The 21,040-nt window shown below is 70.2% G+C and carries 21 protein-coding genes and 1 pseudogene; 14 read left to right on the top strand and 8 right to left on the bottom strand.

Features of this window, described 5'->3' with window-relative positions:
* The first annotated feature begins 125 nt into the window (after positions 1-125).
* Positions 126-812, top strand: coding sequence for a phosphoribosylglycinamide formyltransferase (gene purN, locus AB0M87_RS11125; RefSeq protein ID WP_365851669.1), 687 nt, complete (start codon positions 126-128; stop codon positions 810-812).
* A complete protein-coding gene (gene purH, locus AB0M87_RS11120; protein ID WP_365851668.1) occupies positions 724-2,361 on the top strand; it encodes a bifunctional phosphoribosylaminoimidazolecarboxamide formyltransferase/IMP cyclohydrolase in 1,638 nt (545 codons plus the stop codon). The genes purN and purH overlap by 89 nt, the downstream gene beginning before the upstream one ends.
* Before the next feature lie 100 nt (positions 2,362-2,461).
* Here the strand turns inward: purH and AB0M87_RS11115 are convergent, their stop codons facing one another.
* On the bottom strand, positions 2,462-3,094 hold the full coding sequence (locus tag AB0M87_RS11115) for an RDD family protein (RefSeq protein ID WP_365851667.1): 633 nt from the start codon (positions 3,092-3,094) through the stop codon (positions 2,462-2,464).
* Positions 3,095-3,307: 213 nt separating this feature from the next.
* Here AB0M87_RS11115 and AB0M87_RS11110 point away from each other — a divergent pair, with 213 nt between their 5' ends.
* The 3 genes from AB0M87_RS11110 (at position 3,308) to AB0M87_RS11100 (ending at position 6,062) form a co-directional block, all read left to right on the top strand.
* Entirely contained in the window at positions 3,308-4,162 is an 855-nt protein-coding gene (locus AB0M87_RS11110; protein WP_365851666.1) for a bifunctional methylenetetrahydrofolate dehydrogenase/methenyltetrahydrofolate cyclohydrolase, read from the top strand.
* Entirely contained in the window at positions 4,152-4,694 is a 543-nt protein-coding gene (locus AB0M87_RS11105; protein WP_365851665.1) for a DUF3017 domain-containing protein, read from the top strand. The genes AB0M87_RS11110 and AB0M87_RS11105 overlap by 11 nt, the downstream gene beginning before the upstream one ends.
* A gap of 378 nt (positions 4,695-5,072) precedes the next feature.
* On the top strand, positions 5,073-6,062 hold the full coding sequence (locus AB0M87_RS11100; protein ID WP_365851664.1) for a malate dehydrogenase: 990 nt from the start codon (positions 5,073-5,075) through the stop codon (positions 6,060-6,062).
* Between the two features lie 87 nt (positions 6,063-6,149).
* On the opposite strand, the gene AB0M87_RS11095 is transcribed toward AB0M87_RS11100, so the two are convergent.
* The gene (locus AB0M87_RS11095; protein ID WP_365851663.1) at positions 6,150-6,683 is read right to left on the bottom strand and encodes a carboxymuconolactone decarboxylase family protein; all 534 of its coding nucleotides are present in this window, start codon (positions 6,681-6,683) and stop codon (positions 6,150-6,152) included.
* Positions 6,684-6,730: 47 nt separating this feature from the next.
* On the opposite strand from AB0M87_RS11095, the gene AB0M87_RS11090 reads away from it, so the two are divergent.
* From AB0M87_RS11090 to AB0M87_RS11080, 3 genes and pseudogenes are all read left to right on the top strand, one after another.
* The gene (locus tag AB0M87_RS11090; RefSeq protein ID WP_365851661.1) at positions 6,731-8,119 is read left to right on the top strand and encodes a PLP-dependent aminotransferase family protein; all 1,389 of its coding nucleotides are present in this window, start codon (positions 6,731-6,733) and stop codon (positions 8,117-8,119) included.
* Between the two features lie 136 nt (positions 8,120-8,255).
* Positions 8,256-8,528, top strand: a complete 273-nt coding sequence (locus AB0M87_RS11085; protein WP_365851660.1) for a hypothetical protein — start codon at positions 8,256-8,258, stop codon at positions 8,526-8,528.
* Positions 8,529-8,548: 20 nt separating this feature from the next.
* Positions 8,549-9,750 (top strand): annotated as a pseudogene (locus tag AB0M87_RS11080) (glutathionylspermidine synthase family protein).
* 18 nt (positions 9,751-9,768) lie between these two features.
* Here the strand turns inward: AB0M87_RS11080 and rocD are convergent.
* From rocD to AB0M87_RS11065, 3 genes are all read right to left on the bottom strand, one after another.
* Complete coding sequence (rocD, locus tag AB0M87_RS11075) at positions 9,769-10,974, bottom strand: ornithine--oxo-acid transaminase (RefSeq protein WP_365851659.1); 1,206 nt, start codon at positions 10,972-10,974, stop codon at positions 9,769-9,771.
* Positions 10,975-11,081: 107 nt separating this feature from the next.
* Positions 11,082-12,026, bottom strand: coding sequence for a hypothetical protein (locus AB0M87_RS11070; RefSeq protein ID WP_365851658.1), 945 nt, complete (start codon positions 12,024-12,026; stop codon positions 11,082-11,084).
* Complete coding sequence (locus AB0M87_RS11065; protein ID WP_365851657.1) at positions 12,023-12,664, bottom strand: sigma-70 family RNA polymerase sigma factor; 642 nt, start codon at positions 12,662-12,664, stop codon at positions 12,023-12,025. The genes AB0M87_RS11070 and AB0M87_RS11065 overlap by 4 nt, the downstream gene beginning before the upstream one ends.
* A gap of 55 nt (positions 12,665-12,719) precedes the next feature.
* On the opposite strand from AB0M87_RS11065, the gene trpS reads away from it, so the two are divergent.
* The gene (trpS, locus tag AB0M87_RS11060; RefSeq protein ID WP_365851656.1) at positions 12,720-13,733 is read left to right on the top strand and encodes a tryptophan--tRNA ligase; all 1,014 of its coding nucleotides are present in this window, start codon (positions 12,720-12,722) and stop codon (positions 13,731-13,733) included.
* Positions 13,734-13,866: 133 nt separating this feature from the next.
* On the top strand, positions 13,867-14,472 hold the full coding sequence (locus tag AB0M87_RS11055; protein WP_365851655.1) for a 2'-5' RNA ligase family protein: 606 nt from the start codon (positions 13,867-13,869) through the stop codon (positions 14,470-14,472).
* 64 nt (positions 14,473-14,536) lie between these two features.
* Here AB0M87_RS11055 and AB0M87_RS11050 read toward each other — a convergent pair whose 3' ends face one another.
* Both AB0M87_RS11050 and AB0M87_RS11045 read right to left on the bottom strand, forming a co-directional pair.
* Positions 14,537-15,292, bottom strand: a complete 756-nt coding sequence (locus AB0M87_RS11050; protein WP_365851654.1) for a decaprenylphospho-beta-D-erythro-pentofuranosid-2-ulose 2-reductase — start codon at positions 15,290-15,292, stop codon at positions 14,537-14,539.
* A gap of 92 nt (positions 15,293-15,384) precedes the next feature.
* The gene (locus AB0M87_RS11045) at positions 15,385-16,725 is read right to left on the bottom strand and encodes an FAD-binding oxidoreductase (protein ID WP_365851950.1); all 1,341 of its coding nucleotides are present in this window, start codon (positions 16,723-16,725) and stop codon (positions 15,385-15,387) included.
* A 247-nt stretch (positions 16,726-16,972) separates the two neighbouring features.
* Here AB0M87_RS11045 and AB0M87_RS11040 point away from each other — a divergent pair, with 247 nt between their 5' ends.
* The 3 genes from AB0M87_RS11040 to AB0M87_RS11030 all read left to right on the top strand — a co-directional run bounded on the left by AB0M87_RS11040 (position 16,973) and on the right by AB0M87_RS11030 (position 19,461).
* Positions 16,973-17,491 carry a phosphatase PAP2 family protein gene (locus tag AB0M87_RS11040; protein ID WP_365851653.1) on the top strand — a complete coding sequence of 173 codons (519 nt, stop codon included), beginning with the start codon at positions 16,973-16,975 and terminating at the stop codon, positions 17,489-17,491.
* Positions 17,484-18,449 carry a decaprenyl-phosphate phosphoribosyltransferase gene (locus tag AB0M87_RS11035; RefSeq protein WP_365851651.1) on the top strand — a complete coding sequence of 322 codons (966 nt, stop codon included), beginning with the start codon at positions 17,484-17,486 and terminating at the stop codon, positions 18,447-18,449. Before AB0M87_RS11040 ends, AB0M87_RS11035 begins: the two co-directional genes overlap by 8 nt.
* Before the next feature lie 97 nt (positions 18,450-18,546).
* A complete protein-coding gene (locus AB0M87_RS11030; RefSeq protein WP_365851650.1) occupies positions 18,547-19,461 on the top strand; it encodes a YihY/virulence factor BrkB family protein in 915 nt (304 codons plus the stop codon).
* Here AB0M87_RS11030 and AB0M87_RS11025 read toward each other — a convergent pair.
* The gene (locus AB0M87_RS11025) at positions 19,409-20,815 is read right to left on the bottom strand and encodes a D-alanyl-D-alanine carboxypeptidase (RefSeq protein ID WP_365851649.1); all 1,407 of its coding nucleotides are present in this window, start codon (positions 20,813-20,815) and stop codon (positions 19,409-19,411) included. The genes AB0M87_RS11030 and AB0M87_RS11025 overlap by 53 nt on opposite strands.
* On the opposite strand from AB0M87_RS11025, the gene AB0M87_RS11020 reads away from it, so the two are divergent.
* Positions 20,754-21,005, top strand: a complete 252-nt coding sequence (locus tag AB0M87_RS11020; protein ID WP_365851648.1) for a hypothetical protein — start codon at positions 20,754-20,756, stop codon at positions 21,003-21,005. The two genes, AB0M87_RS11025 and AB0M87_RS11020, sit on opposite strands and share 62 nt — an antisense overlap.
* Positions 21,006-21,040 lie beyond the last annotated feature (35 nt).

Raw genomic sequence — 21,040 nt, 5'->3', positions numbered from 1 at the left:
CTGTCCCCAGACGCTACCTCCCGGCTGTGGCCCCGTCCCGTGGGGGCCGCTCGGTGTGCCGGTATCGTTGCCGACGGTCGGCGCGTTCGTAGAGTTCCCCGTATCGGGGGATGAGATCAATTCGTATGACCGCACAAGTCGTATCCAGAAAGGGCCCCGCCGTGGCCTCCCCGCACACTCCCGCCCGCCTGGTCGTGCTGGTCTCCGGTTCCGGAACCAATCTCCAGGCACTGCTCGACGCCATCGGTGACGACCCGGCCGCCTACGGCGCCGAGGTCGTCGCGGTCGGCGCGGACCGCGACGACATCGCCGGGCTCGAGCGGGCCCGCCGCGCCGGGATTCCGACCTTCGTATGCAAGGTGAAGGACTACCCGGGCCGCGAGAACTGGGACGCCGCACTGACCGAGGCCACCGCCGCGCACCGGCCGGACCTGGTCGTCTCGGCCGGTTTCATGAAGATCGTGGGGAAGGAATTCCTCGGGGTCTTCGGCGGCCGGTTCGTCAATACCCATCCGGCCCTGCTGCCCGCCTTTCCGGGAGCGCACGGCGTACGCGACGCGCTCGCGTACGGCGTGCGGGTCACCGGCTGCACCGTCCACTTCGTCGACGACGGCGTCGACACCGGCCCGATCATCGCGCAGGGCGTGGTCGAGATCCGGGAGCAGGACGACGAAAGCGCTCTCCACGAGCGCATCAAGGAAGTCGAGCGACAGCTGCTCGTCGATGTCGTGGGGCGTCTGTCCCGTGACGGCTATCGCATTGAGGGACGAAAGGTTCAGGTCGGTGCACACCGAGATTACGGACACCGTTAAGCCCATCCGCCGCGCGCTCGTCAGCGTCTACGACAAGTCCGGTCTGGAGGAGCTGGCCCTCGGACTGCACGAGGCGGGTGTCACGCTCGTCTCCACCGGTTCCACCGCCGCGAAGATCGCGGCTGCCGGCGTGCCGGTCACCAAGGTCGAAGAGCTCACGGGCTTCCCGGAGTGCCTGGACGGCCGGGTCAAGACGCTGCACCCCCGGGTGCACGCCGGAATCCTCGCCGATCTGCGGCTCGACGACCACCGGCACCAGCTCGACGAGCTGGGCGTGGAGCCCTTCGACCTGGTCGTGGTCAACCTCTACCCGTTCACCCAGACCGTCGCGTCGGGCGCCACCGACGACGAGTGTGTCGAGCAGATCGACATCGGCGGACCTTCGATGGTCCGGGCCGCCGCCAAGAATCACCCGTCCGTTGCCGTCGTCACCCATCCCCAGCGGTACGCGGACGTGCTCGCCGCGGTCCGGAGCGGTGGATTCGACCTGACCGCGCGCAAGCGGCTGGCGGCCGAGGCCTTCCGGCACACCGCTGCCTACGACGTCGCGGTGGCCAGTTGGTTCGCGGTCGACTACGCGGCTGACGAGGCGGCGTCCGACAGCGGCTTCCCCGAGTTCCTGGGTGCGACCTACGAACGCGGCAACGTGCTGCGGTACGGCGAGAACCCGCACCAGGGCGCCGCGCTGTACCTGTCGGGCACGGGTGGCCTGGCTCAGGCCGAGCAGCTGCACGGCAAGGAGATGTCGTACAACAACTACACGGACACCGACGCCGCGCGCCGGGCCGCGTACGACCACGCCGAGCCGTGTGTGGCGATCACCAAGCACGCCAATCCGTGCGGTATCGCCATCGCGGGTGATCTGGCCGAGGCGCACCGCAAGGCGCACGCCTGTGACCCGGTTTCCGCCTACGGGGGCGTGATCGCCGTCAACCGGCCGGTCACGGTCGCCCTCGCGGAGCAGGTCGCGGAGATCTTCACCGAGGTCATCGTCGCCCCGGACTACGAGGACGGCGCCCTCGAAGCGCTGACCCGCAAGAAGAACCTCCGGGTGCTGCGCTGTCCGGACGCTCCGTCAGCGGCCTTCGAGGTCAAGCAGATCGACGGCGGCGCGCTGCTGCAGGCGGCCGACCGGCTGCAGGCCGACGGCGACGACTCCGCGAACTGGACGCTCGCCTCGGGTGAGGCTCTCTCGGACGACGAGCTCGCCGAGCTGTCGTTCGCCTGGAAGGCCTGCCGCGCGGTGAAGTCCAACGCGATCCTGCTGGCCAAGGACGGCGCTTCGGTCGGCGTCGGCATGGGCCAGGTCAACCGGGTCGACTCGGCGAAGCTCGCGGTGGAGCGCGCGGGCGAGGAGCGCGCCCGGGGTGCGTACGCCGCGTCCGACGCGTTCTTCCCCTTCCCGGACGGCTTCGAGATCCTCGCCAACGCCGGAGTCAAGGCGGTGGTCCAGCCGGGCGGTTCGATCCGCGACGAGCAGGTCGTGGAGGCCGCCGAGAAGGCGGGCGTGACGATGTACTTCACCGGTACGCGGCACTTCTTCCACTGACCGCACGGTAGCCGGGCCGCACTGAGTGCGGGTACGACCGAGGGCCGTAATCCGGCGCGCATCGCGCCGGATTACGGCCCTCGGTCCTGCAGTGTGCGGCTCAGCCGGCCTTGACGACCACGCTGGAGCAGACCTTGTCCGCGAACGTCTGCTTCTTGGCGTCCCACGCCGGCCACAACCACCCGATGTAGCAGGCGAGGCTGTCCAGGAAGTGGGCGAGGTTGCGGACGAACGCCATGCCGAAGCCCATGGGCCGCCCGTCGGCCTCGCGCAACAGGCTGATGCCGAGGGCCTTCTTGCCGATGAACTGGCCGGTGGTGCCCTCCTTGTAGAGCTTGAAGAGGCCCAGCCCGAGGCCGACGAGGAGGCCGATCACGACGACGGCCGATCCCGCGCCACCACCGATGGCGCCACCGATGCCGACGATGACGCCGTAAGGGACGCCGATGACCAGCATGTCGAGCAGGAGGGCGCCGAACCGCCTCCACCAGCCGGCGTACTGCGGCTGGATGCCATAACCCGGCTGCTGGTACCCGCCCGCGCCATAGGGCTGGACCGGCGGTGCCTGAGGGTAGCCGTAGCCCGGCTGCGGCGGCATGCCCTGCTGCGGCGGCACGCCCTGCGGAGCCTGCTGCGGATGCTGCGGGTAGCCATAGCCGGGCTGCGGCGGCTGCTCGGGCTGGCCCTGGGGCTGGCCGTAAGGGTTGTTCGGGTTCGGATCGCCGAAGCTCATGCGGTGTTTCCTCCGTAGGTACTGCGGGGACGACGCGGTTCGAGCGGAGGATTGGTGAGAAAAGCGAATAAAGCGGTCCTGCCCCCCCCGGCACTGCCGCGGCACTGCAGGATCATCGTTCTAAACAACGCATAAGTTTGTCCAGTCGCATTGGCCAGGAGTTGTGCAAGTGCAACTTGGGGGATCGGGGCAAGCCCTGAAAGAATGGCCGTTATGACAGCCCAGATTCTCGATGGCAAGGCCACCGCGGCCGCGATCAAGTCCGACCTGACCGCCCGCGTGGCGGCCCTCAAGGAGAAGGGATTCACTCCCGGTCTCGGCACCCTGCTGGTCGGTGACGACCCCGGCAGCCGGTGGTACGTCAACGGCAAGCACCGCGACTGTACCGAGGTCGGCATGGGGTCCATCCAGCGTGAGCTCCCCGACACCGCCACCCAGGAAGAGATCGAGGCAGTCGTCCGGGAGCTGAACGAGAACCCGGAGTGCACCGGATACATCGTGCAGTTGCCGCTGCCCAAGGGCATCGACACCAACCGGGTCCTGGAGTTGATGGACCCGGCGAAGGACGCCGACGGCCTGCACCCGACCAGCCTCGGCAAGCTCGTGCTGAACGAGACCGGCCCGCTGCCCTGCACCCCGTACGGCATCATCCAGCTGCTCCGCCACCACGGTGTGGAGATCAACGGGGCACACGTCGTGGTGGTCGGCCGCGGCATCACCGTCGGCCGGTCGATCCCGCTGCTGCTGACCCGCAAGTCCGAGAACGCGACGGTGACGCAGTGTCACACCGGCACCCGCGATCTCTCCGCTCAGCTCAGGCAGGCCGACATCATCGTCGCCGCCGCCGGAGTGCCGCACATCATCAAGCCCGAGGACGTGAAGCCGGGTGCCGCGGTCCTCGATGTCGGCGTCAGCCGCGACGAGAACGGCAAGATCGTCGGCGATGTGCACCCCGGCGTCGCCGATGTGGCCGCCTGGATCTCGCCGAACCCCGGCGGTGTGGGCCCGATGACCCGCGCCCAGCTGCTGGTGAACGTCGTGGAGGCGGCGGAGCGCAGTGTCGGCTGACGCCGCCGCCAGGACCGGTCCCGACGAGCCCGAAAGGCCTGACGGGCCCGACGAGCCTGACGGGCCCGACGAGCCTGGCGAACAGCCCGAAGAGCCCGAGGCGAAGGGCGTCGTCAGCGCGCCCGGCCCCGAGGGTGAACCGGTACGCACCACCCGGCGCTTCCCCCGGGTGACCCGGGACACCGCCCGGCCGGAGGGCGGCGGCCGCGCCGCCGGGAGCGACGCCCCGGCGCCCGCCCGCCAGTGGCCGCTGCTGACGGTGCTCGTCGCGGCGGGTGTGGGGCTGTTGCTGGTCGCCCTGGACGTCACCCGGGTGGGCCTGCTCGTCATCGGGGCCGCGCTGATCGCCGGCGCGGTGATGCGCTGGTGGGTGCGGTCGGTGGGGATGCTGGCCGTGCGCTCGCGGTTCACCGACATGGTGACCTATGGGGTACTCGGTGTGGCCATCACGCTGCTTGCGCTGATGGTGCAGCCGAAACCCTGGCTGGAGATCCCGTTCCTGGAGGACCTGGTCCACTTCACCGTGCGGTGATCGCCGGAACGCGTGTGCTGCCGTGGTCGGTTGGCCGCAACGGTGGGCCGGAAAGTAGTGGAAAGCCGGAGGAGTGGTCCGCGATGGACTGGGCAGGCGAGTGGCATCCCCCCACGGGTGCTTGCACCCGATGGTGGCCGCCGGCGCCGCCTCACCCCCCGGGGTGGCGCCGGCGGCCACCGTCGTATGCGGGAGGCGCGGGGCGTCGGGGGAGCCGTGTGCGGCGTGCCACACGGGGGCGGGAGTCGGTCACCCACCGGGTCGGATAGCCTGACGTCGGAAGTCTCTTCACATCAAGATTCGTTCCGGATGTGAGACGCCGGGACTTCCCGCACCAGGGGCAGGGCCCCTACCGCCAGCTGTCTTACGGAGAACGCCATGACCCGCACTCCTGTGAATGTCACCGTCACCGGCGCGGCCGGCCAGATCGGTTACGCGCTGCTCTTCCGCATCGCCTCCGGCCATCTGCTCGGCTCCGATGTGCCGGTCAGGCTGCGTCTCCTCGAGATCCCGCAGGGCCTGAAGGCGGCCGAGGGCACCGCGATGGAGCTCGACGACTGCGCCTTCCCGCTGCTGCAGGGCATCGACATCACCGACGACCCGAATGTCGCCTTCGCCGGGGCCAACGTCGCGCTGCTGGTGGGGGCCCGTCCGCGTACCAAGGGCATGGAGCGCGGTGACCTGCTCGCCGCCAACGGTGGCATCTTCGGCCCGCAGGGCAAGGCCATCAACGACAACGCCGCTGACGACATCAAGGTCCTCGTCGTCGGCAACCCGGCCAACACCAACGCGCTCATCGCGCAGGCCTCGGCCCCGGACGTACCGGCCGAGCGGTTCACTGCGATGACCCGTCTCGACCACAACCGCGCGGTCTCGCAGCTCGCGCAGAAGACCGGCTCCACGGTCTCGCAGATCCGCCGCCTCACCATCTGGGGCAACCACTCCGCCACGCAGTACCCGGACATCTTCCACGCCGAGGTCGCGGGCAAGAACGCCGCCGAGACCGTCAATGACGAGAAGTGGCTGGCCGACACCTTCATCCCGACCGTGGCCAAGCGCGGCGCGGCGATCATCGAGGCGCGCGGCGCCTCGTCGGCCGCCTCGGCCGCCAACGCCGCCATCGACCACGTGCACACCTGGGTCAACGGCACCGCGGACGGCGACTGGACCTCGATGGGTATTCCGTCGGACGGCTCGTACGGCGTCCCCGAGGGCCTCATCTCCTCTTTCCCGGTCACCACGAAGGACGGGAAGTACGAGATCGTCCAGGGCCTGGAGATCAACGACTTCTCGCGTGCCCGCATCGACGCCTCGGTGAAGGAGCTCTCCGAGGAGCGCGACGCGGTGCGCGAGCTCGGCCTGATCTGAGCATCCGGGCCCGCCCGGCCCGTATGTGCGCACGATGCCCCCGGCAACCATCCGGTTGCCGGGGGCATCTGTGTCGGTGTCCGCTGCTCAGCGGTGGGCGCCCGGCGTGTAGTGGCCGGGAACCATCCGGGTGGTGACGGCGAAGCGGTTCCAGGCGTTGATCACGGTGATCGCGGAGATCAGGTGCGCGAGCTCGGTGTCGTCGAAATGACGGGCGGCGTGTGCGTAGACCTCGTCCGGGACGAATCCGTCGGTGAGCACCGTGACGGCTTCGGTCAGCTCGATCGCCGCGAGCTCCTTCTCGGTGTAGAAGTGCTTCGACTCCTCCCAGCCGCTGAGCTGGACGATCCGCTCGAACGACTCACCCGCGGCGAGCGCGTCCTTGGTGTGCATATCCAGGCAGAAGGCGCAGTGGTTGAGCTGCGAGGCGCGGATCTTGACCAGCTCCAGCGTGGTCGGATCGACACCCTGACGCGCAGCGGCGTCCAGCCTCACCATCGCCTTGTAGACCTCGGGGGCCAGCTCCGCCATCTGCAGGCGGGGTGTGTGCTCGGGGGCGTACCGCACGTCCTGCTTGTCGGTGACCTGCTGGTCCGTGCCCTGCTTCGATTCTGTCGTCATGACGAGGACACTACGGGCAGTGTGGCGCAGGCGTATGGTCCACTTTCATGACAGATTCCTGGGCCACTTTCGGCGTCGACCTACATCTGGAAGTGACCGGACCGGGGCTGCGGCTGGGCCTCACGGACGCGTTGCGCCAGGCCGTGCGCACCGGACGCCTGGCGCCGGGAAGCCGGCTGCCGTCCTCCAGGACGCTGGCAGCCGACCTGGGCATCGCCCGGAACACGGTCGCCGACGCCTATGCCGAACTGGTGGCCGAGGGCTGGCTGACCGCCCGGCAGGGTTCCGGTACACAGGTCGCCCGGCGGTCGGCGCCGCGGCCGGTGAAGAAGGCGGTCGCGGTCCGGCGTCCGGTGCGCCGCGGACCCGTCCACAACCTCAAGCCGGGCTCGCCCGACCTGGCGTCCTTCCCCCGCACGGAGTGGCTCAAGGCCGCCAGAAAGTCACTGGTCGCCGCACCCAATGAGGCGTTCGGCTACGGCGATCCGCGCGGCCGCATCGAGTTGCGGACCGCGCTCGCGGACTACCTGGCGCGAGCCCGGGGTGTCTACGCCAATCCGCAACGCATCATCATCTGCTCGGGGTTCGTCCACGGGCTGACGCTGATGGGGAAGGTGCTGCGAAACCACCGGGTACGGGAGGTGGCTGTCGAGGCGTACGGCCTCGACGTGCACTGGGACCTGCTGGCCGAGGCCGGGATGCACACCTCGGCGATGCCCTTCGACGCGCAGGGCTCACGGACGGAGGCCCTGACCCGGGAGGGCGCGGTACTGATGACCCCGGCGCACCAGTTTCCGGTGGGCATCGCGCTCAGTCCGCCCCGGCGCGCGGCAGTGGTCGACTGGGCCCGTACTTCGGGCGGCCTGATCCTGGAGGACGACTACGACGGCGAGTTCCGCTATGACCGCCAACCGGTCGGCGCCCTGCAGGGACTTGACCCGGAACGCGTCGTCTACTTCGGCACGGCGAGCAAGTCCGTGGCGCCGGGGCTGCGGCTGGCCTGGATGGTGGCCCCGGAGGACCTGGTGGGGGAACTGCTGGCGGCGAAGGGGATCCACGACCTGTCGAGTGCGCTGGACCAGCTGACGCTCGCCGAGTTCATCACGTCCGGCGCCTACGACCGGCACGTGCGCGGGAAACGGCTGCGCTACCGCCGGCGCCGGGACCAGCTGATGGCCGCGCTCGCCGAACGGGCACCGGACATCCGCGTGCACGGCATCGCGGCCGGGCTGCACGCCGTACTCGAACTCCCGCCGGGCACCGAGCGTTCCGTCGTGCAGGCTGCCGCCTGGCAGGGGCTGGCCCTGGAAGGGCTGACCCAGTTCCGGCACCCGGACGCGGCCCCGGGGCGCGACGCCCTGGTCGTGGGGTACGGCACACCGACCGACAGCGCCTACCCCGCCGCGCTGGATGCGCTGTGCCGGGTGCTCCCGTAGCGCCTCTGCCGATCCTGCACCGGTCGGCCGGCGCCTGCCCGGCCTGCGGCTGCCGAAGGCGGCCTCTAGTCTGTACACCGACAGTTCGAACATGCCCACACCCGGACGGTGTCGGCTACGACGGGGGAGACAACGCATGCGCAAGATGAGGTCGAGCGCCGTGGTGCTCGGCGGTATGGGCATGCTGGCGGCCACGCTCACCGCCTGCGGTTCCGACGTGGACAAGCGCTGCGTGGACCCGGACACCCACAAGCAACTGCCGAAGTACGAGTGCAGCGACAGCAACGGACACGGCACGTACTACTACGGCGGCTCGTCGCGGAACGGCAAGATATCCGGCGGCAGTTTCAACAAGTCATCGGTGCACCGCGGCGGTTTCGGCGGCGGCTTCCACTCCAGCGGCGGCTGAGCCGAGGCGTACGCGAGATCATGCAGCGCCACACCATAGACCCGCGCCCCGGCTGGCAGCAGATCGTCGAGGAACAGGGACTGATCTATCCGCTGACCCGCTACCCCGACGATTCATTGCGCCCCTACTGGGATGAGAGCGCCTACTACTCGTTCTCCCTCCCGGAGGTCGAGGCGCTGGAGGAGGTCGTCGAGGAACTGCACGCCATGTGTCTCGCGGCGGCAGCGCACATCGTCGAGCACGACCGCTTCGCGGAGCTGGGGATCAACGACCCGCGGCTTGCCCGGCTGGTCGGCGAGGCGTGGCACCGGCGGGCCGAGCTGCCCTCCGTCTACGCACGGTTCGATCTGCGTTACGACGGCGAAGGCCCGGCCAAGATGCTGGAGTACAACGCCGACACCCCCACCTCGCTGGTGGAGGCGGCAAGCCCCCAGTGGTTCTGGATGGAGGACCGCTTCCCCGGCGCAGACCAGTGGAACTCGCTGCACGAACGGCTCATCGCGGCCTGGAAGCGGCAGGCACCGCTGCTGCCGCCGGGCCCGCTGCACTTCGTGCACTCCGAAGCCGACGAGCTCGGCGAGGACCTCATGACGGTTGCCTACCTCCGGGAGACCGCCCAGCAGGCCGGCCTCGACACCGAGGCGTTGTCGGTGGAGCGGATCGGCTGGGACCCGCTGTCCGGTCGGTTCGTCGACGAACGGATGCGTTTCATCCGCAGCTGCTTCAAGCTCTACCCGTGGGAGTGGCTGACGACCGACCGCTTCGGGCCGCACGTCCTCGACACCCTCGACAACGGCGGCTCCACCGGCTCCACTTGATCGAGCCGGCCTGGAAGATGCTGCTCTCCAACAAGGCGCTGCTGGCCGTGTTGTGGGAGATGTATCCGGGCCACCCCAATCTGCTGGCCGCCTATCTGGACGGGCCCCGTGAGCTTGCCGGGTCTGCGTCGTCCAAGGGGTACGTCTCCAAGCCGCTGCTCGGACGCGAGGGCGCGGGCGTCCTGCTGCACGAGACAGGGCCGGACGGCACCGCCGGGTGTGCGGTGCGGACCGACGAGGTCTGCTGCTACCAGGAACTGGCCCCGCTGCCGGACTTCGACGGCAACCGGGTGGTGCTCGGTGCGTGGGTGATCGAGGACCAGGCGGCGGGGCTCGGCATCAGGGAGTCGGCGGGGCCGGTCACGGACGAGTACGCCCGTTTCCTGCCCCACGTCATCCTGTAGGGAGTCCGCGGGGCCCGGTCAGGTGCTGAGTACGTTCCGCAGTTGGTCCAGGCCCCAGTCCAGATCCTCCTTGCTGATCACCAGAGGCGGGGCGAGCCGGATGGTGGAACCGTGGGTGTCCTTGACCAGCACACCGCGGTCCATCAGCTTCTCGGAGATCTCCCGGCCGGTGCCGCGGGACGGTGCGATGTCCACACCGGCCCACAAGCCGCGCCCCCGGACGGCCTCCACCGCGCCGCCACCCACCAGCAGACCCAGTTCGCGGTGCAGATGGTCGCCCAGCTCGGCCGCCCGCTGCTGGAACTCTCCGGTGCGCAGCATCGCGATGACCTCCAGGGCGACCGCGCAGGCCAGCGGGTTCCCGCCGAAGGTGGAGCCGTGCTCGCCCGGTTCGAAGACGCCCAGCACCTCCGCCGACGACACCACTGCCGACACCGGGATGACACCACCGCCGAGCGCCTTGCCCAGGATGTACACGTCCGGCACGACGTGCTCGTGCTCGCAGGCGAAGGTCCGGCCGGTCCTGCCGAGACCGGACTGGATCTCGTCGGCGATGAACAGCACGTTCCTGGCCCGGGTCAGCTCCCGTACGCCCGGCAGATAACCGGCCGGCGGCACCAGCACCCCGGCCTCACCCTGGATGGGCTCGATGAGCACGGCCACGGTGTCCTCGTCGACCGCCGCCTCCAGTGCGGTCAGATCGCCGTACGGGACGATCTCGAAGCCCGGCGTGTACGGACCGTAGTCCGCCCGAGCCTCGGGGTCCGTCGAGAAACTGACGATGGTGGTCGTGCGGCCGTGGAAGTTGTTCTCCGCGACGACGATCCTGGCTCGGCCGTCCGGCACGCCCTTCGTCCGGTAGCCCCATTTGCGCGCCGTCTTCACCGCGGTCTCCACCGCTTCGGCGCCGGTGTTCATCGGCAGCACCATCTCCATCCCGCACAGCTCGGCGAGCTGGGTGCAGAAGGCGGCGAACCGGTCGTGGTGAAAGGCCCGCGAGGTGAGGGTGAGCTGCTCCAGCTGTGCCTTGGCAGCCTCGATCAGCCGGCGATTGCCGTGCCCGAAGTTGAGCGCCGAGTACCCGGCGAGCATGTCGAGGAAGCGGCGCCCCTCGACGTCGGTCATCCAGGCACCGTCCGCCGACGCCACGACCACGGGAAGCGGATGGTAGTTGTGCGCGCTGTGCGCCTCGGCGGCGGCGATCGATGTTTCCGTAACTGACACGGGTTCTCCGTTCCTGCCCGGGGGTACGAATCCTGCGGCCTACAGGCCAGGATGCGCCGCTTACTGCCGTCGGTCACGTCCCGCGCGACCGAACCTCGCGTCGCGGCTCAGGCGTCCAGATCGATCAACTGCTGGTGCGGCTCCGGAGGGCCCGGATCCCGGCGCCGACGCAGCACCGCCCAGCCGTACCCGGCGACCGCTCCCGCCGCCAGGGCCGCCGACGCCCACCACCAGCCCGCCCAGGATGCCTGCGCGGCGGTTTCCGCCGTGGGCGGGCCGAGCAGCCTGTGCTTCGCCAGCAGACCGAGCACATCGGCCGGGACCCGGTGCCAGCGGATGTCGTCGTCCTTTGTGCCGACCGCGGCGTCGGAGCGCACCCAGACCGTGGAGTCGTCCGCCACCATCACCTGGTCCTCCCGCTCGATGGCGATGTCTCCGCCCGGAGCTCGGTCGGTCTGCGGCCAGCCGCCCACGCCGCTCAGCCCCCAGACCACGCTGGCCCGCACCTGCGGTGCCGGGTCCTCGGGCGCCCGCTCGGTGTCGGTCGACTGCGGGTTCAGCAGCCCGAAGAGCCGGCTGAAGTCGGCGTCCTCGACGGTCAGCGTCTCGGATCGTCCGCTGCCCGCCGCGATGACCAGCGCCAGGTCGGCAGGCCTACCCGGGTCCACCGACTGCCCGGTGGGTGCGCGCGCGGCCGGGGAGTAGCGCACCGGGACGCCGCCGGAGCCGAACCAGTCCGCCACCGCGCCGCGCACCGGAGGGCTCAGTATCAGTGCGGCCAGCAGTCCGCAGAGCACCGCGAGCACCGCCCGCCACCGCCTTCCGGCCCAGGCTCGCGCGCGGGTGAACCGCCCGGGCGCCTCCGTCGCGGGCACCCCGGGAGGCGGTGCGGCGGGGTCCGCCGGAGGCACCGATTCGGCGATGATCTGGGCCAGCACCCGCTCGGCCATCGATTCCCCGTCGGCCACCGTGCCGTCGGATCCCGTCGACGCGCGGAGCCGGCGGCCCAGCGCAGCCAGCTCCTCGCGGAGCCGTGCATCCCGGTCCGTCATCCCCACGCCCCTTCCTCACTGCCCTCCGGATCGCCGTCCGGACCGCACTCCCGACCGCCCTCCTGTGGCGGCAACAGCTGACCGAGCTTCTTCAGCCCCCGGTTCAGTCGCGACTTCACGGTGCCCCGTGGCCAGCCCAGTGCCTCGGCCGTCTCCGCCTCATTCATGTCCAACAGGTAGCGGTAGGTGACGACCAGGCGCTGTTCCGCGCTCAGCCGGTCCAGCGCGGCCAGCAACTGCTTCCTGCGCTCGTCGTCGATGGCGGCCACCGCCGGGTCGGCCGAGTCCGGTATCAGCGGCTCCGCCTCCGTCAGCGCGGCCTCGCGTCCGGTGGCGGAGCGCAACCGGACCGCGGAGCGCACTGTGTTCCTGGTCTCGTTCACCACGATCCGCAGCAGCCATGACCGGAACGACGCACCCTCCCGGAACCGGCTCAGTGCCCGGTAAGCCTTGAAGAAGGCCGCCTGCACCACATCCTCGGCCTCCGCGCCCGCTCCGAAGGCCGCCGCGGTACGTAAGGCGGTCCCGGTGTACGCACGCACCAGCCACGCGTACGCCTGGATGTCCCCGGCTCTTACGCGTGCGATCACTTCGGCCTCGTCCGCGACTACGGCGTGGCCCCCCTCCCGCGTTCTCACATCTTTGATACACCGCGCGACGGAGATGGGTTCCGCACCTGAGAGAATGCTGTACATGGCCTCTGAAAGTCCCCGCGTGCTCTCCGGGATCCAGCCCACGTCAGGCTCGTTCCACCTCGGCAACTACCTCGGCGCGGTGCGCCAGTGGGTGGCCCTGCAGGAGACGCACGACGCGTTCTACATGGTGGTCGACCTGCATGCGATCACCGTGCCGCAGGACCCGGCCGAGCTGCGGGCCAACACCCGGCTCGCCGTCGCCCAGCTGCTGGCCTCCGGGCTCGACCCGGAGCGCTGCACCCTCTTCGTCCAGAGCCATGTGCCCGAGCACGCCCAGCTGGCCTGGATCATGAACTGCATCGCCGGGTTCGGCGAGGCCTCGCGCATGACGCAGTTCAAGGACAAGTCCGCCCGGCAGGGCGCCGACCGCGCGACCGTCGGCCTGTTCACTTATCCGATCCTCCAGGTCGCCGACATCCTGCTCTACCAGGCCAACCAGGTCCCGGTGGGTGAGGACCAGCGGCAGCACGTCGAGCTGACCCGCGACCTGGCGGACCGTTTCAACAGCCGCTTCGGTGCGACCTTCACCGTTCCCGAGCCGTACATCCTCAAGGAGACGGCGAAGATCTACGACCTGCAGGACCCGACCGCCAAGATGAGCAAGTCGGCCGTCTCGCCCAAGGGCCTGATCAGCCTGCTCGACGAGCCGAAGGTCTCGGCGAAGAAGGTCAGGAGCGCGGTCACCGACACCGAAACGGTGATCCGCTACGACACGGTGGCGAAGCCCGGCGTGTCGAATCTGCTGACGATCCACTCGACGCTCACCGGCACCGGCATCGCCGAGCTCGAGCGGCAGTACGAAGGGAAGATGTACGGCGCGCTCAAGGGCGACCTCGCGGAGATCGTCGCCGACTTCGTGGTGCCCTTCAGGACCCGCACCCAGGAATATCTGGACGACCCGGAGACGCTGGACTCGATCCTGGCCAAGGGCGCGGAGAAGGCCCGCGCGGTGGCCGCCGAGACCCTGGCGCAGGCGTACGACCGGGTCGGATTCCTGCCCGCCAAGCACTGAACCGGGCTCGTGACCTAGGACTCTGGTCAGAGGGCCGACCCGCCCGCCACACTGCAGACAGCAACACCGCAGCCAGCAGCAGCACACCCAGCCGAACCGCACACAGAGGCATCAGACAGCGGAGGAGAACGATGTGGGGACCGTAACGCTCGGCGTTTCGATCGCGGTCCCGGAGCCGTACGGCAGCCTGCTCCAGGAGCAGCGCGCGGGCTTCGGGGATTCCGCCGCGCACGGCATCCCCACACACGTCACTCTGGTGCCGCCCACGGAGGCCGATCCGAGGTCGCTGCCCGCGATCGAGGCTCACCTGGTGTCGGTCGCCGCGGCGAACCGGGCGTTTCCGATGCGGCTGTACGGGACGGGCACGTTCCGGCCGCTCTCGCCGGTCGTCTTCGTGCAGGTGGTGACGGGCGGGTCGGCCTGTTCCTGGCTGCAGCAGCAGATCAGGGACGCATCGGGTCCGCTGGTGCGCGAGCTGTCCTTCCCGTATCACCCGCATGTGACAGTGGCGCACGGCATCTCCGAGGAGGCGATGGACCGGGCGTACGAGGCACTCTCCTCGTTCGAGGCCATGTGGACCTGCGGGTCGTTCGCTCTGTACGAGCAGGGCACGGACTCGGTGTGGCGCAAGCTGCGGGAGTACGCGTTCGGCGGCGGGGGCGGAGTCGTTCCCGGCCCGAACGTATCGCGCGATACGCCCGCCGCCTCGCGCCCGTCCACCGCCGCCTCTCGTCCGTAGCCTGCCGGAAAGAGCTCCACCGCAGGGCGCTGCCTCACATCGGCTCCGCCGCAGGGGCGCTGCCTCACATCGGCAGACGGCGGAACAGCGGCCTCGGAGCGTGTCGTACCGCCGACATCACGACCCGCAGCGTGCCGGGCACCCAGACCGTTTCGGAACGGCGGCGGAGGCCGATCTCGATCGCCGCCGCAACCGCTTCCGGGGTGGTGGCCAGCGGGGCCTCCTCCAGGCCGGCCGTCATCCGGGATCGCACGAAGCCGGGGCGGACCACCATCACATGCACCCCGGTGCCGTGCAGGGCATCGCCCAGGCCCTGGGCGAACGCGTCCAGGCCTGCCTTGCTCGAGCCGTAGATGAAGTTCGCCCGGCGGGCCCGCTCGCCCGCCACCGACGAGAGCACCACCAGGGAGCCGTGGCCCTGGCCCTGCAGGGCCTTCGCGCAGATCAGACCCGCCGAAACGGCCCCCGTGTAGTTGGTCTGCGCGACCTTCACCGCGGAGAGCGGGGCGCTTTCGTCCCGGGCCTGGTCGCCGAGGATGCCGAAGGCCAGCAGCACCATGTCGATGTCGCCCTCGGCGAACACCTTCCCCAGTTCCTCCTCGTGGGACGACGGGTCCAGGGCGTCGAAATCGACTGTACGGACGTCCGGGCCCAGCTTCCGCAGCTGGGCCGCGGCTTCGTCGAGGGCGGCGGACCGGCGTCCGGCCAGCCAGACCGTCCTGGTGCGACGGACCACCAGTCGGCGGGCGGTGGCCAGAGCGATCTCGGAGGTGCCACCGAGGATCAGCAGCGACTGCGGGGCACCGAAGGCGTCTTTCATGGGCGGGTTCCTTAGGAGCGGGATGGCGCGGGGGATGCGGCAGAGGCGGATGCGGCACAGGCCGCGGGAAGCTGCACAGGCCGGGAAGCGGCTCAGAGTCCGAGGCGACGGGACAGGTCCGACGTGAAGACCCCCGTCGGGTCCAGTTCCGCGCGCAGCGCGCGGAAGTCGGCCAGCCGCGGATACATGGCCGCCAGCTGGTCCGGCCGCAGCCGGGAGTCCTTCGCCAGGTAGACGCGGCCCCCGGCGGCGGCCACCTCCTCGTCCAGTTCGTCGAGGAAGGCGCCGAGCCCGCTGAGACGCGCCGGGATGTCCAGCGCCAGGGTCCAGCCCGGCACCGGAAAGGACAGCCAGCCGGGATCGCCGTCACCGAAGCGTTTCAGGACCGCCAGGAAGGTGGGGCAGCCGCGCAGGGAGATACGGCCGACGATCCTGCGCAGCGTCTCCTCCTGCCCGTGGCCGACGACGAACTGGTACTGGACGAAGCCACTGCGGCCGTAGACGCGGTTCCACTGCGGAACTCCGTCCAGCGGATGGAAGAAGGTGGTCAGGCGCTGCAGCTCGCCGGTGCGCCTGCGCGGCGCCCTGCGGTACCAGAGTTCGTTGAAGAGCGAGACCGAGCCGCGGCCCAGCAGGCCCTCCGGGACGAAGGACGGCGGCGCGGGGAGTGTCCCCGGCCGGAAGGACAGCGGGGTGCGCCGGGCTCGCGCCGGGAGCGCGTCCAGCGGCGCGTGGTCGCCGCGGGTGAGCACCGAGCGTCCGGTGGCAGCGCCCCGCGCCAGCAGGTCGATCCAGGCCACCGAGTAGCGGTAGTGGTGGTCGCTCGCGGTCAGCCGGGCCATCAGATCGTCCAGGTCGGTGGCCCGTTCGGTGTCCACCGAGACCAAGGAGGTCTCGACCGGGAGCAGCTGGACGGTCGCCGAGAGAATGACCCCGGTCAGCCCCATCCCGCCCGCCGTCGCGTCGAAGAGCACGGTGCCCGGGGTGGTCGTGTGGACCGAACCGTCCGAGGTCAGCAGATCGAGCGAGCGGACGTGGCGCGAGAACGATCCGGAGACGTGGTGGTTCTTGCCGTGGATGTCCGCGCCGATCGCACCGCCCACCGTGACGTACCGGGTCCCCGGCGTGACCGGTACGAACCAGCCCAGCGGCAGCAGCACCTCCATCAGCCGGTGCAGGCTGATCCCCGCGTCGCACACCACCACACCGGCGTCCACGTCGATGGAGCGGATGCGGTCGAGGCCCGTCATGTCGAGCACCGCGCCGCCCGCGTTCTGCGCCGCGTCACCGTAGGCGCGGCCCAGCCCCCGGGCGATCGAACCGCGTGCCCCGCAGCCGCGCACCGCGGCGGCCGCCTCCTCGTGGGTGCGCGGGCGGATCAGGTGTGCGGCGGTGGGAGCGGTGCGCCCCCAGCCCGTCACGGAACTCAGCATTCCGGGACCGGCGGACACGGTGGGCGACACGTCGGGTGACGCCGCGGGGGACACGTCGGGTGGCGCCGCGGGGGACACGGTGGTTTCGGCAGGCATGAGCTGACCGTATCGCTGGTGTATAGGCGGAAACGGGTGATTGAGGGAGTGTCAGTAGCTATAGACGTGTTTCTGGGTATATGTCATATAAGAGTCTTTCCCCGATGTACGGCCGCCCGGCCGGAAGCTCGTTCGGAGAAGGGGTGACGCGATGTGGTCCGTCGACGCCGACCACCGCCTGCTGTCGGTGATGCGCGACTGCGGTACCGACCCACGGGTGGCCGCCGCTGCCCGCGCCCTGTCCTTCTGCGGTGAACACGGCGCCCTGTGGATCGCCGCCGGGCTCGGTGGCGCCGTTGCCGACCGGGCCCGTCGCGGCGCCTGGCTGCGGGCCACCTCACTGGTCGCCGCCGCCCACCTGACGAGCATGGGCGTCAAGCGGGTGGTACGCCGCCCACGCCCACCCGACCGGGCCCGGCCGCCGCTGGTACGCACCGTGGGCCGCCACTCCTTCCCCAGCTCGCATGCCTCGTCCGCGGTCGCGGCCGCCGTCGCGTTCGGCGCGCTGCGGCCGGCGGGCCGTCATGTCGTACCGGCGCTCGCCGCCGCGATGTGCGTTTCACGGCTCGTCGCCGGCGTGCACTATCCGACCGATGTCGCCGCTGGCGCCCTGCTGGGCGGGCTGACCGCCCGGCTCGGTGCGCAATGGATGCGAGGCGCCCATGTCTGAAGTGTCCGAGCAGACCGCCGTCCTCCTCGGTGAACCGCCGCCACCCCGGGCGCCCGACCGCACGGGGCCGGGTGGCACGCTCGGGCTGACGCTGGGCCTGCTCAGGACGGCGCGCCCCCGTCAGTGGGTCAAGAACATGCTGGTCGTCGCCGCACCCGCCGCGGCCGGCCGACTGCTCTCCCACGGCACCGGCGCCCCACTGACGCTCGTCTTCGTACTGTTCACGGCCGCGGCCTCCGCCGTCTATCTGGTGAACGACGCCAAGGACGCCGAGGCCGACCGCGCACACCCCGTCAAGTGCCACCGCCCGGTGGCCGCCGGACAGGTACCGGTCACCGTCGCCTACGCCGCGGGCGCCCTGCTCGCCGCCCTCGCCACCGTCGCCGCCTTCCGGTACTGCAACACCATGACGGCCGTGCTGCTCGTCGCGTACATCACCATGCAACTCGCCTACTGCGTCAGCCTGAAGCATGTCCTCGTGGTCGACCTCGTGGTGGTGACCGCGGGCTTCCTGATGCGGGCCATGATCGGCGGCGTGGCCCTCGGCATTCCGCTCTCCCGCTGGTTCCTGATCACCGCCGGTTTCGGCGCGCTCTTCATGGTCTCCGCCAAGCGCTACTCCGAGTCGGTCCAGATGGACGGCGGGGCGGCGACCCGCGCCCTGCTCTCCGAATACACCACCGGCTACCTGCGCTTCGTCTGGCAGCTGGCGGCCGGTGTCGCCGTCCTCGCGTACTGCCTCTGGGCCATGGAGGGCGGCGGTACGTCCCACGGCGGCCTGCTGCCGTGGCGTCAGCTGTCGATGATCCCGTTCATCCTGGCCGTCCTGCGCTATGCGGTCTTCGCCGACCGCGGCATCGCCGGAGCACCCGAGGACGTGGTGTTGCACGACCGGGCGCTGGCGTTCATCGGCGTGACCTGGATCGGCCTGTACGCCCTGGCGGTCGCGCACCTGTGAGGACCGGCCGGCGCGAGTACGCCGTCCTCGTCGGGGTGGACATCGCGGGCCCCCCGGTCCGACCGCTGGTCTGCAGCGGCGTGGGTAAGCGGATGCCATGGACTGGCTGACGAAGCTTCCCGTTATCGGCCCCTGGGCGATTCGCCTGATGCGTACGCACGCCTGGCGTTCGTACGAGACCCTCGACCGGGTGCACTGGACCCGGCTCGCCGCCGCGATCACCTTTGTCAGCTTCCTGGCGATCTTCCCGCTGATCACCGTCGGCGCGGCGATCGGCGCCGCCCTGCTGTCCACCGGCCAACTGCACACCGTGCAGCACCGGATCGCCGAACAGGTCCCCGGCATCTCGAACCAGCTCGACCTGAACGCGCTGGTGGCCAACGCGGGCACGGTCGGAGTCGTCGCCGGAGCGCTGCTGATCTTCACCGGGATCGGCTGGGTCGGATCGACGCGGGACTGCCTGCGTGCCGTCTGGGAGCTCGACAACGCCGACGAGGGCAATCCGGTGCTGCGCAAGCTCAAGGACGGCGGCATCCTGATCGGGATGGGCGGCGCCGTGGTCGTCTCGTTCGGCGCTTCCGCCGTCGGCTCCACGGCCATCGGATGGATCGCCGACCGTATCGGTCTGCACGACAGCGGCTGGGGCGGTGCGCTGCTGCAGTCCGCGGCCTTCGCACTCGCCGTGCTCGCCGACTTCCTGGTGCTGCTGTACGTCCTGACGCTGCTGCCCGGAGTGGAGCCTCCGCGGCGTCGGCTGATCACCGCCGGACTGATCGGCGCATTCGGCTTCGAGCTGCTGAAGCTGCTGCTCAGCGGCTATCTGCGGGGGGTCGCATCGAAGAGCATGTACGGCGCCTTCGGCGTCCCCGTCGCCCTGTTGCTGTGGATCAGCTTCACCGTGAAGCTGCTGCTGTACTGCGCGGCCTGGTCGGCGACGGGGAACGGGAAGGGCGAGCGGATCAGCGACGTGGAAAACGTCGTGCCAGATCCGGCAGCGGCCACCGACGATTGACCAGGAACACTCCCGCGGCCAGCAGCACCACCGCCCCGCCGGCGATGGAGAGGGCCATCCCCACTCCCCGGCCCGAACCGTTCGTCCGCGAGGTGGCGGCGGCCTGAGCGGGGGGCTGTTTGCTGACCGGGCTCGGGCTCTTCGACGGCTGCTTCACCGGGGTCGCCGACACCGGCGCGACCAGTTGGCCCACCGGCGTCACCTTGCCCTCGGCGGCGAAGCCCCAGTCGAGCAGCCGGGCGGCCTCCTTGTAGACCGCCTGATTCTCCGTGGAGCTCGGGTTCATCACGGTCACCAGCAGCACATGGTCGCCGCGTTCGGCGACGGCCGTGTAGGTCGCTCCGGCGTTGGAGGTGTTGCCGTTCTTCACTCCGGCGATGCCCCGGTACTGGGTGACACCGTCGGCGCCGGTCAGCAGCCGGTTGGTGTTCTGGATGCCGAAGGTCTCCCGCTTCTTGCCCTTCTTCTGCAGCCCCGGGAACTGCGCGGTGGACGTCGAGCAGTACTCGCGGAAGTCCTTCTTCTGCAGCCCGCTGCGCGCGAAGAGCGTCAGGTCGTACGCGCTGGAGACCTGCCGGGGGGCGTCGTAGCCGTCGGGGGAGACCACATGGGTGTCCAGCGCCCGCAGGTCCTGGGCGTGCTGCTGCATGTCGCTGACCGTCCTGGCCACGCCGTGGTTCATCGCCGCCAGCACGTGCACCGCGTCGTTGCCGGACCGCAGGAAGACGCCGAGCCAGAGGTCGTGGACCGTGTAGGTGAGTCCTTCCTTGATGCCCACCAGGCTGCTGCCCTCGCCCATGCCCGCCAGGTCGGACGGCGCCACCTTGTGCGTCTCGGTGCTCGGGAAACGAGGCATCAAGGTGTCCGCGAAGAGCATCTTGAGGGTGGACGCCGGGGCCAACTCCCAGTGAGCGTTGTGCGAGGCCAGGACCTCGCCGGACTCGGCGTCCGCGACGATCCACGAGCGTCCGGTCAGTTTCTCCGGCAGCGCCCCGGCAGAGCCGAGGTTCACCTGCGTACCGGGCAGACCGAGCCGGTCACCACCGACGCTCGACATCGAGGCGGGCGGCTTCGGATCGTCCGCCGTCGCGGCCGACGCGGGCACCGCACAGAGAGCGGAGAGGAACGACGTGGCGAGGACCGTCAGGGCGGTCTTTTTCACAGCAGACACGGTGGTGAACGTACAGGGCGCCACCGGACGGCCGCCCGCCGCGGGTGTGACCCGCCGCACGGTGGCCCCCGCCGGACCACCCGGCAGCAGCCGGTCGGAGTACGCCGTCGATACTGAACGTATGAAGCTCAGCCGACCCGTCTCCTGGTTCCTGCTCGCGTTCGGGGTGTGGAGCTGGTTCATCTGGATCACTTTCGTCAAGAACCTGTGGAAGGACGGCAGCGGGCTCGCCTTCAGCGACGCGGGCGACCCGACCGCCTACTTCTGGGTGCATCTGCTGCTCGCCATCACGTCCTTCCTCCTGGGGACGGCGGTGGGCGTGATCGGGTTCCGTGGACTGCGCGCGCTTTCGCCCCGGCGCTCCGCGACATGACCCCCAGGACACGCCGTATGCGTTACCACCCGGGA

The organism is Streptomyces sp. NPDC051320, from assembly GCF_040682175.1.
In the GTDB taxonomy this organism is placed as follows: Bacteria; Actinomycetota; Actinomycetes; order Streptomycetales; family Streptomycetaceae; genus Streptomyces.
The sequence above is the reverse complement of the archived record's forward strand: the minus strand, read 5'-3'. Positions and strand labels throughout refer to the sequence as shown.